Source organism: Plantibacter sp. MDV22-iso1 (genome assembly GCF_058408345.1).
On sequence record NZ_JBZVDY010000001.1, the window covers coordinates 1,290,309 to 1,303,769 of the forward strand.

At 70.0% G+C, this 13,461-nt stretch carries 12 protein-coding genes; 5 read left to right on the plus strand and 7 right to left on the minus strand.

Going from position 1 to position 13,461, the window contains the following annotated elements; all coding sequences use genetic code 11:
* Nucleotides 1-147: 147 nt before the first annotated feature.
* The 6 genes from AC4PMY_RS06140 to dnaK all read right to left on the minus strand — a co-directional run bounded on the left by AC4PMY_RS06140 (nt 148) and on the right by dnaK (nt 6,094).
* On the minus strand, nt 148-1,347 hold the full coding sequence (locus AC4PMY_RS06140) for a class I SAM-dependent methyltransferase (protein WP_491622223.1): 1,200 nt from the start codon (nt 1,345-1,347) through the stop codon (nt 148-150).
* Between the two features lie 39 nt (nt 1,348-1,386).
* Entirely contained in the window at nt 1,387-2,028 is a 642-nt protein-coding gene (locus tag AC4PMY_RS06145; protein ID WP_064297157.1) for a hypothetical protein, read from the minus strand.
* A gap of 81 nt (nt 2,029-2,109) precedes the next feature.
* On the minus strand, nt 2,110-2,526 hold the full coding sequence (locus tag AC4PMY_RS06150; protein WP_064297156.1) for a heat shock protein transcriptional repressor HspR: 417 nt from the start codon (nt 2,524-2,526) through the stop codon (nt 2,110-2,112).
* Between the two features lie 30 nt (nt 2,527-2,556).
* Nucleotides 2,557-3,552 carry a DnaJ C-terminal domain-containing protein gene (locus AC4PMY_RS06155; RefSeq protein WP_071262201.1) on the minus strand — a complete coding sequence of 332 codons (996 nt, stop codon included), beginning with the start codon at nt 3,550-3,552 and terminating at the stop codon, nt 2,557-2,559.
* A 2-nt stretch (nt 3,553-3,554) separates the two neighbouring features.
* A complete protein-coding gene (locus AC4PMY_RS06160) occupies nt 3,555-4,229 on the minus strand; it encodes a nucleotide exchange factor GrpE (protein WP_064297154.1) in 675 nt (224 codons plus the stop codon).
* A 2-nt stretch (nt 4,230-4,231) separates the two neighbouring features.
* Nucleotides 4,232-6,094: a molecular chaperone DnaK gene (dnaK, locus tag AC4PMY_RS06165; RefSeq protein ID WP_064297153.1), complete on the minus strand. Its 1,863-nt coding sequence runs from the start codon at nt 6,092-6,094 to the stop codon at nt 4,232-4,234.
* 288 nt (nt 6,095-6,382) lie between these two features.
* Here dnaK and AC4PMY_RS06170 point away from each other — a divergent pair, with 288 nt between their 5' ends.
* Nucleotides 6,383-6,940 carry a hypothetical protein gene (locus AC4PMY_RS06170; protein ID WP_139205481.1) on the plus strand — a complete coding sequence of 186 codons (558 nt, stop codon included), beginning with the start codon at nt 6,383-6,385 and terminating at the stop codon, nt 6,938-6,940.
* Nucleotides 6,941-7,052: 112 nt separating this feature from the next.
* On the opposite strand, the gene AC4PMY_RS06175 is transcribed toward AC4PMY_RS06170, so the two are convergent.
* Nucleotides 7,053-9,635, minus strand: a complete 2,583-nt coding sequence (locus AC4PMY_RS06175; protein WP_491622224.1) for an ATP-dependent Clp protease ATP-binding subunit — start codon at nt 9,633-9,635, stop codon at nt 7,053-7,055.
* 160 nt (nt 9,636-9,795) lie between these two features.
* Here AC4PMY_RS06175 and AC4PMY_RS06180 point away from each other — a divergent pair, with 160 nt between their 5' ends.
* The 4 genes from AC4PMY_RS06180 to AC4PMY_RS06195 all read left to right on the plus strand — a co-directional run bounded on the left by AC4PMY_RS06180 (nt 9,796) and on the right by AC4PMY_RS06195 (nt 13,448).
* Nucleotides 9,796-11,262, plus strand: a complete 1,467-nt coding sequence (locus AC4PMY_RS06180) for an MFS transporter (protein WP_491622225.1) — start codon at nt 9,796-9,798, stop codon at nt 11,260-11,262.
* Between the two features lie 74 nt (nt 11,263-11,336).
* Nucleotides 11,337-11,918 carry a hypothetical protein gene (locus AC4PMY_RS06185; RefSeq protein WP_491622226.1) on the plus strand — a complete coding sequence of 194 codons (582 nt, stop codon included), beginning with the start codon at nt 11,337-11,339 and terminating at the stop codon, nt 11,916-11,918.
* Between the two features lie 25 nt (nt 11,919-11,943).
* Nucleotides 11,944-13,041: a serine hydrolase domain-containing protein gene (locus AC4PMY_RS06190; RefSeq protein ID WP_491622227.1), complete on the plus strand. Its 1,098-nt coding sequence runs from the start codon at nt 11,944-11,946 to the stop codon at nt 13,039-13,041.
* A complete protein-coding gene (locus AC4PMY_RS06195; protein ID WP_064297149.1) occupies nt 13,038-13,448 on the plus strand; it encodes a hypothetical protein in 411 nt (136 codons plus the stop codon). Before AC4PMY_RS06190 ends, AC4PMY_RS06195 begins: the two co-directional genes overlap by 4 nt.
* Nucleotides 13,449-13,461 lie beyond the last annotated feature (13 nt).

The following is a 13,461-nucleotide window of genomic DNA, read 5'->3' on the forward strand; positions in this document are numbered from 1 at the left end:
ACCACCCCGACGCGGGCTGCGACGTCGCGCATCGAGCGCCTCTGGAACGCCGCCTGACGCACATGACTCCTGCAACGCCCGTCCGGACTGTCGACGATGCCGGCGATTGAGCGGCCGGTGCTCGTCGAGCGGTCCAAGCAGCAGGAGTTACGGACGCGGCCCGCCGGCGGCCCGGGGGCGCGAGATCGTCACCGTGAACTTCTGGTTGCGCGCGAGCTGCGTCGTCGGGCCGACGAGCCGCTCGAGCGCCGCCCGGTAGCCGAGGTGCGAGTTCCACACGACGGCGAGCGTGCCGCCCGGCTGCAGGACACGCGCGGCCTCGGCGAACAGGTCGTGCGCGACGCCCGTGTGCACGGTGGTGCCGCTGTGGAAGGGCGGGTTCAGGACGATGAGGTCGGCTGACGCGTCCGGCTGCATCGACAGGCCGTCGTCGCGGAGCACCGCGATGCGCTCGGCCAGTCGGCGGTCGGCGTCGTCGTTGGCGGCGATGGTCGCGGTGGTCGAGGCGACCGCTGCGGCGGACTGGTCGGTCGCGATGACCATGAGCTCGGGCCGGGCGATGGCGAGCGACACCGCGAGGACGCCGGTGCCGCAGCCGAGGTCGATGGCCGTCCGGGCTGCGGGCGCGATCTCCGGCAGTGCCTCGAGCAGGAAGCGGGTGCCGATGTCGAGCTTCGTGCCGGCGAACGCCGCGCCGGCGGCGGCGATGGTCAGGCCGATGTCGGCATGGTGCTCGGTGCGCAGCGCGGTCGAGGCCGTGGTGTCGGCCTCGTCACGCTCTCCCTCGACGGCGGCGGTCACCGGGTCGCTCCCACGGAGCACTCGGGACTTCTGCCGGGCGAGGCTCGCGGTGACGGTCGAGAAGCTCCGACCGAGGACCTCGTTCATCGCGGGCGTCAGGTGCTTCACGCGGCCACCGGCCAGAAGACGGACGTCGGCGGCGCTCCAGCGGGCGACGGCGGCGGCGATCTCGTGCAGTGCTTCGAGGTGCTTCGGGAGTTGCACGAGGACGAGTGATGCGCCCGTGAACAGCTCCTCGCCGAGCGGCAGGTTACGGAAGCCGCCGTCGACGCCGAGCCGTTCGGCGTTGGCCGCGAGGGCACGCTCTCCGACGGCGGCGTCCTGGTGGACCCGGACGTCCGTCGCCCCCAGGAGCGCGATGGCGCCGAGGGTCAGGGCCCCGTAGGCGTCGCCGACGACGACGATCTCGCCGGGCGTCGGCACCCGCCCGGCCAGGGCCTCGGCCGCTTCGTCGAGCAGGAGCCGATCGGTCGCGTCGACGGCGAAGAGGTTGGGTGCCTCGTGATCGGGGAACCGGCGCAGCGCGTCGAATGAGAACTCGGGCATCCCCTCAGCGTAACCGGCCAGGCGATACGAGGAACGGCGTCACCGTCTGCGGACGCGTCGAGCCGGCTTCTCCGCCTTCACGGCCCGGAGGACGGCCGGGAAGACGAGGACACCGAGCCCGGCGGAGACGAGGAGGTTGACGACCGTGGCGATGGCGACGCCTTGTCCGAAGGCTCGCACGGTCTCGAGGCCACTGGCGTCCTCGGCGCGGACGGACGCGATCGCACCGAACACGATCACGAGGCTGATGACCGCGAAGATGAGCTGCAGCGGGACGGTGGCCCACATGCCCCAGTGCGTGACGGCTCCTGCGCGACGCACGCCGTGACGCCGCAGGATCCGCAGGCTGAGGGCGATGCCACCGAGGAAGGCGACGACCCCGAGCGCGACGTACCCCCACACCCAGGCACCGAACGGCGGTGTGAGGAAGAGCAGGATGAACCCGAACACGCGCGAGAAGCCGTCGACCCATTCGGCTTCGCCCGCACCGAGCAGGACGCCGACGAGGATCGGGGCGCCGATCACGACGAGCGTCAGCAGCGGAAGCACGCCGGCGACGACACCGAAGTACATGAGCGGGTAGGCGGTCAGTCCGGTCAGCCGGGCGCCGCGCCGCCTCCGGGCCGTCGCGGGTGCGGTCTGCGCCGGGTCCGGCTTCGTCACCACGGGCTGCGCGCTCATGCCCCAACCCTACGCGCACCCGAAAGCGCACTCGTGGTCGTCATCCATGTGGGATGACGACCACGAGTGCGCTTTCGTCGGTCACTCGGAGAGCGACGGCCGCCAGACGACGACCTCGGTCCGGCGGCGGGTGCGCGTACCGCTCCGCATCGGGACGACGCTCCCCTCCATGCCTGCGGCGAACACCCGGTTGCCCGGGGTCCGCAACAGGGCATTGGCGAGCGCGTGCTCGAGCTCCCGCACCCGACCCTGGAGCGAGCTGACCTCGTTCTCCAGGGTCAGGATGCGGGAGATGCCCTCCAGGCTGACGCCCTCGGCACTGAGCCTGGACACCTCACGCAGCTGGGCGATGTCGCGCATCGAGTACCTGCGCGACTTCCCGGCGGTCCGCGTCGGCGACACGAGACCGAGCCGGTCGTACTGCCGGAGGGTCTGCGGGTGCATGCCGGCGAGCTCGGCAGCCATCGCGATCGCGAAGACCGGCGAATGCTCGTCCATGCTCCCTGCCCTTCCGTGTGCTGCTGGTTACTAGCCCCGAGCCCGAGCGATGAGTTCGTCGCGGGGGTTGTCCTTCGGCTCCAGCTCGTGGAACCGTTCGAGTGCTTCCTTGGCCTCGCCGCCGAGGTGCGCCGGCACGACGATCTGCACGACGGCCAGGAGGTCGCCGGTGCCCTTCGTCGTCGCGACACCGCGGCCCTTGACGCGGAGGACGCGACCGCTCGGCGTACCGGGGGCGACCCGCAGCTTGACGGGGTCGCCGCCGAGCGTCGGAACCTCGATCGTGGCGCCGAGCGCGGCCTCCACGAAGGTGACCGGTACGGTGACGCGGAGGTTCAGGCCGTCGCGTTCGAACACGGGATGCTTGCGGACACTCACGGTGACCACGATATCGCCGGGTTCGCCGCCGTCCGGACTCGGCTGCCCCTTGCCGCGCAGGCGGATCTTCTGTCCATCCGACACGCCCGCCGGGATCTTCACCTTGATGGTGCGTCCCTCGGAGGTCTGCAGGGAGATAGTGTCGCCCTGCGTGGCCGTGATGAAGTCGATCGTCGTGTGCGCGGTGATGTCGCGGCCGGGCGTGGGTCCGCCGTAGCCGCGGAAGCCACCGGTGGTCTGGCCGAAGCCACCCTGGCCGAACATGCCGCCGAGGATGTCCTCGTACCCCTGCGGGGCCTGCTGGTAGCTGTAGCTCTGGCGACCACCGCCACCACCACCGAACATCGACCCGAAGACGTCCTCGAAGCCGCCCTGGCCGCCGCCGGCACCCGGAGCGGTGAAGCGTGCTCCACCGCCCATGGCGCGGACGGCGTCGTACTCCTTGCGCTGCTCGGGGTCGCCGAGGACCGAGTGGGCCTCGCTGATCTCCTTGAACTTCGCCTCGGCCTTCGCATCACCCGGGTTGGAGTCCGGGTGGTACTGCCGGGCCAGCTTCCGGTAGACCTTCTTCAGCTCCGCGGGCGTCACGTCCTTCTTGACGCCGAGGACCTTGTAGAAGTCCTTGTCGAACCAGTCCTGACTCGCCATGGCTAGCTCGCCGGGACCGCGACGACCACCTTCGCGGCGCGCAGCAGGGTGGAGCCCAGGTGGTACCCGGTCTCCACGACGTCGAGGACGGTCTCGCCCTCGGCGCCCGGCGTGGGCTGCTGGAAGATGGCCTCGTGCACGTTGGGGTCGAAGGTCTCGCCGACCGCTCCGAACGGCTTCAGCCCGAGCTTCTCGGCAGCGCCGCGGAGCTTGGCCGCGATCTGCGTGAAGGGGGCGTCACCCTCGAGGTCGCCGTGCTTCTCAGCGCGGTCGAGGTCGTCGAGCACCGGGAGCAGGACCTTGGCGACCTCGCCGGTGGTGCGCTCGCGCTCCACCTCACGGCCGGCCTCGGTGCGCTTCCGGTAGTTCGCGTACTCGGCCGTGACGCGCTGCAGGTCGCCGAGGCGTTCTGCAGCGAGCTGCTCGGCCGGGGAGAGGTCGCCGCCCTGAACGGGCTCCTCGGGAGCCGCGTTGAGGATGTCCTCGACGGTCAGCTCGTCGTCGGCGGCCGGTGCATCGGCGTCGGCGGATTCGGCAGGTGCGCCCGAGGGGGCCGACGCGTCGGCGTCAACCCCCTCGGTGCCAGGCTGACGAACCTCGCCGGTCTCCGGGTCGATCCGTCGCTTGTCACGAATGATGGGATCGTCCTGGTTCTGGTTCTGGTTCTCGTCAGTCATGGTTACTTCTTGTCCTTGTCGTCTTCGTCCTCGACGACCTCGGCGTCGACGACGTCCTCATCGGAGGTCGCCTCCTCAGCCGGGGCCTCGGTTCCTGCGGCGGACTCGGAGGCCTGCGCCTGGGCGTAGATCGCCTCGCCGAGCTTGACCTGGCTCTCGTTGAGCTTGTCGAACGCGGTCTTCACCGCGTCCTCGTCCTCACCGGCGAGCGCGCTCTTCAGGGCGTCGACATCGGCCTGGACGTCGGTCTTGACGTCCTCGGGCAGCTTGTCGTCGTTCTCCTTGATGAGCTTGTCGATCGAGTAGGCGAGCTGCTCGGCGCTGTTGCGGACCTCGGCCTGCTCGCGGCGGGCCTTGTCGTCCGCAGCGTGCTCCTCGGCCTCGCGGACCATCCGCTCGATGTCCTCCTTGCCGAGGGACGAGCCACCGGTGATGGTCATCGACTGCTCCTTGCCGGTGCCCTTGTCCTTCGCGGACACGTGCACGATGCCGTTGGCGTCGATGTCGAAGGTGACCTCGACCTGCGGCACACCGCGCGGAGCCGGCGCGATGCCGGTCAGCTCGAAGGTGCCGAGGTTCTTGTTGTCGCGGGTGAACTCGCGCTCGCCCTGGAAGACCTGGATCGCGACGGACGGCTGGTTGTCGTCGGCCGTGGTGAAGGTCTCGCTCCGCTTCGTGGGGATCGCGGTGTTGCGCTCGATGAGCTTCGTCATGATGCCACCCTTGGTCTCGATACCGAGCGACAGGGGGGTGACGTCGATGAGCAGCACGTCCTTGCGCTCACCCTTCAGCACGCCGGCCTGGAGGGCTGCGCCGACGGCGACGACCTCGTCAGGGTTGACGCCCTTGTTGGGCTCCTGACCACCGGTGAGCTTCTTGACGAGCTCCGCGACGGCGGGCATGCGGGTCGATCCACCGACGAGCACGACGTGTGCGATGTCGGAGACCTTCACGCCGGCCTCGGCGATGACGTCGTTGAACGGCTTGCGGGTGCGCTCGAGCAGGTCCTGCGTGAGCTCCTCGAACTTGGCGCGGGAGAGCGTCTCGTCGAGGTTGGCCGGGCCGTTCTCCGTGAGGGAGAGGTACGGGAGCTGGATCGAGGTCGACATCGAGGAGCTGAGCTCCTTCTTCGCCTGCTCGGCGGCTTCCTTGAGGCGCTGCTTCGCGATCTTGTCGCCCGAGACGTCGACACCGGTCGAGTCCTTGAAGCGCTTGATCAGGTAGTCGACGACGCGCTGGTCCCAGTCGTCTCCACCGAGGCGGTTGTCGCCGGAAGTGGAACGGACCTGGATGGTGGAGAAGTCGTCGTCCTTGCCCACTTCGAGCAGCGAGACGTCGAAGGTACCGCCACCGAGGTCGAAGACGAGGATGAGCTCGTCCTCCTTGCCGCGGTCGAGGCCGTAGGCGAGGGCTGCGGCGGTCGGCTCGTTGATGATGCGGAGCACGTTGAGGCCTGCGACCTCACCGGCCTCCTTCGTGGCCTGACGCTCGGCGTCGTTGAAGTAGGCGGGGACGGTGATGACCGCGTCGGTCACGGTGTCGCCCAGGTACTGCTCGGCGTCGCGCTTCAGCTTCGCGAGGATGCGGGCGGAGAGCTCCTGCGGCGTGTACTTCTTGCCGTCGACGTCGAACTTCCAGTCGGTGCCCATGTGGCGCTTGACGCTCGCGATGGTGCGGTCGACGTTGGTGACGGCCTGGCGCTTCGCGGTCTCGCCGACGAGCACCTCGCCGTCCTTGGTGAATGCGACGACGGAGGGGGTGGTGCGGAAGCCCTCGGCGTTGGCGATGACGGTGGGTTCTCCACCTTCGAGGACGGCGACCACCGAGTTGGTGGTACCGAGGTCGATGCCTACTGCACGTGCCATGTGTTGGTTCTCCTTGTGTTGACTGCCGGTTCGGAACTCGTCGACTCGGGCGGCATGCGGATGGCGTCCGGCCGACTCGACGAGCTCGGCACCGAGCTGATTGATGTGGTGATGCTGGTGTGACATCGAGACTTGAGCCCCGATGACTCAATGCTACCGAGGCCTGGTTTCGACGTCAAGAAAGTTGAGTCCGCCTGGCTCAACTCCCAGCGGATGGCCAGTTTGCCTGCCCCAACCCCCGTGCTGCCCCCGATCCGCCGGATGTGGTGCGGCTCCTAGGCTTGGGGGATGCCCCATCGCCACTCCCCTCGCCTCTTGGCCGCCCTCGTCGCAACGATCGGAGCCCTCGCCCTCGCCGCGTGCGGATCCGGGGCCCCGACGTCGAGCTCCACGACCATGAGCACTCCGAGCGCCACCCCCGCCTCGACGTCCTCCGCCGAGGCGACCGAGACGGCCGCAGCTACGACGTGCGACACGGTCCTCACCGAGCAGGGATACGCGGACCTCGAGCAGACCCAGATGGAACCGCGGGCGTATCAGGTCACACGGACCGATCTGACGTTCCTCGTCGACGCCGGTGGCGTCGCGTGCACCTGGACGAAGCCGCAGACCGACATCTCGGCGACGGTCGCGCAGGCACCGTTCGACGAGACGGCCTGGGCGGCCAAGCAGACCGAACTCGAGGCCGCCGGATTCGTCGAGAGCGATGAGTCCGGACTCCCGTTCCTCCTCGAGCCGACCGACCCGGGCGGCAACCTCTCCGGTGGCTTCGTGTGGCAGGACGGGCAACTCTTCTACGTGAGCGCGCCGAGCCTGCTGGATTCGGTGCGAGGACTTCAGGAGTAGGAACCCTCCGGGCCGCTCCGGTCACCGAGCCTGTCGAGGTTCCCACGCACAGACGACGACAGGCCCAGGATCCGGCGCACCGATCCCTGGGCCTGTCGATCCATCTCCCCGCCTAGGCGGCTTCCGCCACCACCACGGAGCGCTCGGTGACGACGATCTTCCCGCCGACCGCGTCGACGTGCACGGTCGAGCCGTCGCCGACCCCGCCGCCCACGACGAGCTCGGCGATGCGGTCATCGACCTCACGCTGGATGAGACGACGCAGGGGACGCGCCCCGTACTCCGGCTCGTAGCCGAGCTCCGCGAGGAGCGCGAGCGCCTCAGGCGTCGTCTCGAGTGACGCACCGCGTGCGGCCAACCGCTCGGTCGTACGGCCGAGCATCAGTCCGACGATCTCCTGCAGCTGCTGCTGGTCGAGCTTGCGGAAGAGGACGACCTCATCGATGCGGTTGAGGAACTCCGGACGCATCGCTTCGCGCAGTTTGCCCATGACCCGGGCACGCAGCGCCTCCTCGGAGCCGAAGCCCGTCGGGTCGTCGGCGCCACCGGCCACGAAGCCCATCGCTCCGGACCGCGAGGCCAGGAACTCGGAGCCGAGGTTCGACGTCATGACGACGACCGTGTTGCGGAAGTCGATCGTCCGCCCCTGACCGTCGGTCAGGCGACCGTCGTCGAGCACCTGCAGGAGCAGGTTGAAGACGTCCGGGTGCGCCTTCTCGATCTCGTCGAACAGCACGATCGAGTAGGGGTTCCGGCGCACGCGCTCGGTGAGCTGGCCCGCCTCGTCGAACCCGACGTACCCGGGAGGGGCACCGACGAGTCGCGACACCGTGTGACGTTCGCCGAACTCACTCATGTCGAAGCGGATCACCGAGTGCTCATCCGCGAAGAGGGATCCGGCGAGCGCCTTCGCGAGTTCCGTCTTGCCGACGCCGGTGGGCCCGAGGAACAGGAAGCTGCCGACGGGTCGGTTCGCGTCCCCCATGCCGGTGCGGTTGCGGCGGACGGCCTTCGACACCGCGGTCACGGCGTCGTGCTGGCCGACGACGCGAGCGTGCAGTTCGTCCTCAAGGCCGGCGAGACGTTCCCGCTCACCCTCCGTGAGCCGACTGACCGGGATGCCGGTGGCGCGGGACACGACGCCGGCGATCTGCGCCTCGTCGACGACCGCGTCGCGGTCGGTGCGCGCGCCGGGGCCGCTGGAAGCGGCGTCGAGCTTCGCCTGCACGGCGGTGATCTCGTCGCGGATGCGCGAGGCCTCCTCGTAGTGCTCGGCCGACACGGCGGCGTTCTTCGACGCCTCGAGTGTCGCGAGCTCCTCGACGAGGGCGCTCACGTCGACCGCCTTCCCGAGCCGCAACCGCAGCCGGGCTCCGGCCTGGTCGACGAGGTCGATGGCCTTGTCTGGCAGGACGCGGTCGGGCAGGTAGCGGGCCGAGAGCTCGACGGCTGCGCGGAGGGCGTCGTCGGTGAAGCGGACGTCGTGGTGCTCCTCGTACGCCGGACGGAGACCGTCGAGGATGAGGACGGCGTCCTCGATCGACGGCTCGCCGACGCGCACGGGCTGGAAGCGGCGTTCGAGCGCCGGGTCCTTCTCGATCCCGCGGTACTCACGGAGCGTGGTCGCACCGATGAGGTGCAGCTCACCGCGAGCGAGACGCGGCTTGAGCATGTTCCCGGCGTCCATGCCGCCCTCGCCGGAACCTCCGGCGCCGACGACGGTGTGGACCTCGTCGATGAAGACGATCAGCTCGGAGCGGTTGGCTGCGATCTCGTCGAGCAGACCGGTGAGGCGCTCCTCGAAGTCACCGCGGTAGCGGGTTCCGGCGACCATGGCCGGCAGGTCGAGTGAGACGACGCGCTTGCCGCGCAACTGCTCCGGGACGCCGCCGTCGATGATCGCCTGGGCGAGCCCCTCGACGACCGCCGTCTTGCCGACGCCGGCCTCGCCGACGAGGACGGGGTTGTTCTTCGTGCGGCGGGAGAGGATCTCGATGGTCTGCTCGATCTCCTCGGAACGTCCGATGACGGGGTCGAGCGATCCGCCGGCGGCGAGCGCCGTGAGGTCGGAGCCGAAGCGGTCGAGCATCGGGGTGTCCGAGTCGAGGTCGTCCGCATCGCGGTCGTCCTGGTCGTCGGTGGCGACGCCGGGGTCGCCGACGGTCTGGCGCACGCCCTGGGTCAGCGCCTCCGCCGTGACGCCGGCGCGGGCGAGGACCTCACCGGCGGGCGAGTCCTGGTTGATGACGAGCGCGAAGAAGAGGTGCTCGGGGTCGACGTAGGTCGACCCGGCGGCGCGGGCCACCTGGTAGGCGTGGAACAGCGCGCGCTGGGCCGACGGCGTGATGGCCGGGTCCTTGACGCTCGGCGAGGACGCCTGCGGCAGGCGCTGCTCGGCGGCCTTGGCGATGGCCTTCGGGTCGACGCCGAGGCGCGCGACGGCGTCCTTCGCGGGCTCCTCGCTCACGATGACGCGCAGGATGTGCAGCGCGTCGAGCTCGTTCTGGCCGCGCTCGAGCGCGAATCGGCCGGCGCGCTGCAGGATCTCCTGCGTCCGCGCGGTGAGGAAGCGGCTGAGGTCGATGGTCCGCGCCGAACGCGCCCGCTCGCCCTCGAGGTATCGGGCGAGGAAGTCGTCGAACGACGACGATCCGCCGTCTGCTGCTGCGCCGCCCTGGGTGAAGTCTTCGGGCACGTGAACCTCCTGGATTCAAACTTGAGTGTCGTACGCTCAAGTCCAACGCGGGGTGCCTCCGGCTATTCCCAGGCCCGTTCCGCGTCCCAGCGAACCCCCAGCCATCGCGCTGCGGGACGCACGCTACCGCCCGTTCACCACGCGGCACTAGCCTCAGTGCATGAGCACGACTCCCCCAGGTGGCACCGACGACACCGGCCGGACAGGCGGGCACGGCGACGAGGCCCCGCGTCTCGGATCCCGGCCCCGCAACTTCCCGCCACCACCGCTCGTCACCCCCGACGCCGCAGCGGCCACCGTCGACCTCGACACCTCGCAGGTCGCCGCCGTGAAGGCGCAGGCGGGTCGCAAGGGTCGCATCTTCGCGTGGAGCCTGTGGGACTGGGGTTCGGCGTCGTTCAACGCGGTCGTCACCACCTTCGTGTTCACCGTCTACCTGACGAGCGACTCCTTCGGCGAGGAGGCCGCGGTGTCGGCGTCCCTCGGGTGGGCGCTCGCGGCCGCCGGACTGCTGATCGCGATCCTCGCGCCGGTCGTCGGCCAACGGTCGGACTCCGCCGGGCGACGGAAGTTCTGGCTCGGCTTCAACACCTACGTCGTCGTCGCGGTCACCGCGCTCCTCTTCTTCGTCGCGCCCGATCCGAACTTCCTCTGGCTGGGCCTCGTCCTCCTCGCCGTCGGCAACATCGTGTTCGAGTTCGCCGGGGTCAACTACAACGCGATGCTCGCCCAGGTGTCGACGCCCACCTCCATCGGCAAGGTCTCCGGTCTCGGCTGGGGCATGGGGTACATCGGCGGCATCGTGCTGCTGCTCATCGTGTACTTCGGCTTCATCTCCCCCGAGGTCGGACTCTTCGGCGTCACCGGCGAGGACGGCATGGACGTCCGCGTCGCGATGCTCGTGTCCGCGGCGTGGTTCGGGGTCTTCGCCCTACCCGTACTGCTCGCCGTGCCCGAGTACCACGCACCCCAGGCCGTCGCCCGGCCGCACGTCGGGTTCTTCGCCTCCTACGGGGTGCTCGCCAAGAGCATCGCGGAACTCTGGCGCGACAGCCGACAGACGCTGTACTTCCTGCTCGCGAGCGCCGTGTTCCGCGACGGGCTCGCCGGTGTCTTCACCTTCGGTGGCGTCCTGGCCGCCGGGACCTTCGGCTTCTCACCCGGCGAGGTGATCATCTTCGCGATCGCCGCCAACGTCGTCGCCGGGATCGCGACGATCACGATCGGCCTGCTCGACGACAAGGTGGGCCCGAAACCCGTCATCGTCGCGTCGCTCATCGGCCTCGTCATCGCGGGAAGCGCCGTGTTCCTCCTCCACGAGGGCGGCGCGACGATCTTCTGGATCTTCGGCCTCATGCTGTGCCTGTTCGTCGGTCCCGCCCAGTCGGCGAGCCGCTCGTTCCTGGCGCGCATCATCCCCGAGGGCCGCGAGGGTGAGGTCTTCGGCCTCTACGCCACGACCGGCCGCGCCGTGTCCTTCCTCGCGCCGACCGCCTTCGCACTGTTCGTCACGCTCGGCGGGGCGCAGTTCTGGGGGATCCTCGGGATCGTGCTCGTGCTGCTCATCGGCCTCGGGCTCCTGATCCCGGTGCATGCGAAGCAGGGGCGGCTCAGCTCGCGGGCCTGATGCGCGGCTCCGGTGAGCCGACCGAAGGGTCCATCAGCTTGATTTCGTAATTACGATATTTGTACACTTGGGTCATGACGACCATCGACCCCGGTGATCTCGAGGCACGTCTCGCGCGTCTCGAAGCCGCCGTGTTCGCCCGACCGGTCGATGAGGGCACGACCACCGAGCGACCGGATGACGTTCCGTCCGCAGCCGCGACGGGCGATGCCGACGACACCTTCTGGGCGCTCCACGGGCTCGAACAGCGCACGGCCGAGCTCGAGCACGGGGCGGTCCTCTTCACCGGATCGGTCGTCGCCGGCGGCGGACCCGTGCAGTGGCAGTACGCCAGAGCGACCGACGACCTCCTCGCGCTCGGCGACGACCCCGACGCCGTGGAATCAGCAGGCTCCGGTCCACTCGCGACCGCGGCATCGCGGCTCGCGGCCATCGGCTCCCCCGTCCGGCTGCAGCTGCTCCTGGCCGTCGCCAACGGCACCTCCGCACTCGCGGACCTCGGCGAACTCGACGGCATCGGGACGACCGGCCAGGTCTACCACCACGTCCGCGTCCTGACGGCCGCCGGCTGGCTGCAACCCGCCGGCCGCGGACGGGTCGCGGTCCCACCCATGCGACTCGTCCCGCTGCTCGTCGCCGTCGCCGCCATGGAATGACCACCGACCCCAGGAAGGACCCCGCATGACCGCCACACCACGCAGCACGTCCCGACCCAGACGGGTCTGGGTCATCGCCGCCATCAGCACCGCTGTCGCCCTCGCGGCCGGACTCGCCCTCCGGCCAGGGCCCTCGACGCTTCCCGCGGAGGCCGCCGGCGACGCCGAACTCGCGGCGACCGTCCGCGAACTCGCCGGCCCCGACCGCAAGGCCGTGCTGGCCGTCGTCGTCACCCCGGACGGTACCCGCACCGCGACGATCGGCGCCCAGCCGGACACCCGGTTCGAGATCGGGTCGGTGAGCAAAGCCTTCACGGGGCTGTTGCTCGCCGACGCGATCGAGCGTGGCGAGGTCACCCCGGACACCAGGCTCGGTGACCTCCTCGAACTGGGCGACGCGCCCGCGGCGGACGTCACCCTCGAGCAGCTCGCCACCCACACCTCCGGTCTGCCACGCCTGCCGATGGACCTCTCGACGATCCTCTCCTCAGCGTGGTTCGCACTCACGACGGCGAACCCGTACGGAGAGGACCTCGAGAAGCTGCTCGAACAGGCGCGGTCCGCGTCCCTCGACACCCCGAAGGGCACCTACTCCAACCTCGCCTTCGAACTCCTCGGCGCCGCCCTCGGCTCGGCCGCCGGCACCAGCTACGCCGATCTCCTCGAGCAGCGGATCACCGGTCCGATGGGACTCGACTCGACCAGCCCCGTGAGCGATGCAGCAGACCTGGGCGACCGCGACCTCCTCGGTGAGACCGCCGGCGGACGGACCGCCGCCGCATGGACCGGCACGGCGATCGGGCCCGCTGGCGGCATCCGCTCGGACACGGCGGATCTCGCACGCTTCGCGGAACGACTGGCCGACGGCAGCGCACCGGGCATCGCGGCACTCGCCCCACAGGCGGCGTTCGGCGATCGCGAGATCGGCTGGGCCTGGATCACCGATCGGAAGGCGATCGACGGCGAGGACCTCGTCTGGCACAACGGTGCCACGGGCGGCTTCGCGTCCTTCGTCGGCGTCGTCCCGGCGACCGGCACCACGGTGGTCCTCGTCTCGGCGACCCAGGAGTCGGTCGATGCGGCCGGTGTCGCCCTCCTCGAGCAGATCGGAGCAGCACGATGATCGAGATCCTCATCCCCGCCGTCGTCGCCCTCGTCATCGCCTGGTTCCTCGCCCTCCAGGTCGCGCATGCGTGGAGTACGGGACGCTGGGCGGCGACCGAGCGCTACCGGCTGGTCGCCGACGCGGTCGACAGCATCGTGATCCTCGCCCTCGTGCGCGCCCTCGCCGCGCCGGTCGGCGTCTGGTCCTGGGCGTGGGTCATCGCCGTCGCGATCGTCGGCTTCGGACTCGCCGGAGCCGCCCTGCGCTGGCGGTCACTCCCGTGGCACGCACCCAAACCGAAGCGCTCACTCGACGAGCACGGGGCGACGGTCGAGACCGCGGTCGCGCCGAAGGACCGCCGGCGGCAGGTCCAGGCCGGTGTCTACGGTGTGGTCGGCGTCGCGATCGTCGCGCTCTGCTGGTGACCGCACCGAACCG

Excerpts from the sequence above, each read along its gene's own strand:
- AC4PMY_RS06145 (WP_064297157.1), bottom strand. The coding sequence starts at position 2,028 with ATGAGCGCGCAGCCCGTGGTGACGAAGCCGGACCCGGCGCAGACCGCA.
- AC4PMY_RS06185 (WP_491622226.1), top strand. The coding sequence starts at position 11,337 with ATGACGACCATCGACCCCGGTGATCTCGAGGCACGTCTCGCGCGTCTC.
- AC4PMY_RS06155 (WP_071262201.1), bottom strand. The coding sequence starts at position 3,552 with ATGGCGAGTCAGGACTGGTTCGACAAGGACTTCTACAAGGTCCTCGGC.
- AC4PMY_RS06140 (WP_491622223.1), bottom strand. The coding sequence starts at position 1,347 with ATGCCCGAGTTCTCATTCGACGCGCTGCGCCGGTTCCCCGATCACGAG.
- AC4PMY_RS06195 (WP_064297149.1), top strand. The coding sequence starts at position 13,038 with ATGATCGAGATCCTCATCCCCGCCGTCGTCGCCCTCGTCATCGCCTGG.
- AC4PMY_RS06160 (WP_064297154.1), bottom strand. The coding sequence starts at position 4,229 with ATGACTGACGAGAACCAGAACCAGAACCAGGACGATCCCATCATTCGT.
- AC4PMY_RS06190 (WP_491622227.1), top strand. The coding sequence starts at position 11,944 with ATGACCGCCACACCACGCAGCACGTCCCGACCCAGACGGGTCTGGGTC.
- AC4PMY_RS06150 (WP_064297156.1), bottom strand. The coding sequence starts at position 2,526 with ATGGACGAGCATTCGCCGGTCTTCGCGATCGCGATGGCTGCCGAGCTC.
- AC4PMY_RS06180 (WP_491622225.1), top strand. The coding sequence starts at position 9,796 with ATGAGCACGACTCCCCCAGGTGGCACCGACGACACCGGCCGGACAGGC.
- AC4PMY_RS06170 (WP_139205481.1), top strand. The coding sequence starts at position 6,383 with ATGCCCCATCGCCACTCCCCTCGCCTCTTGGCCGCCCTCGTCGCAACG.
- dnaK (WP_064297153.1), bottom strand. The coding sequence starts at position 6,094 with ATGGCACGTGCAGTAGGCATCGACCTCGGTACCACCAACTCGGTGGTC.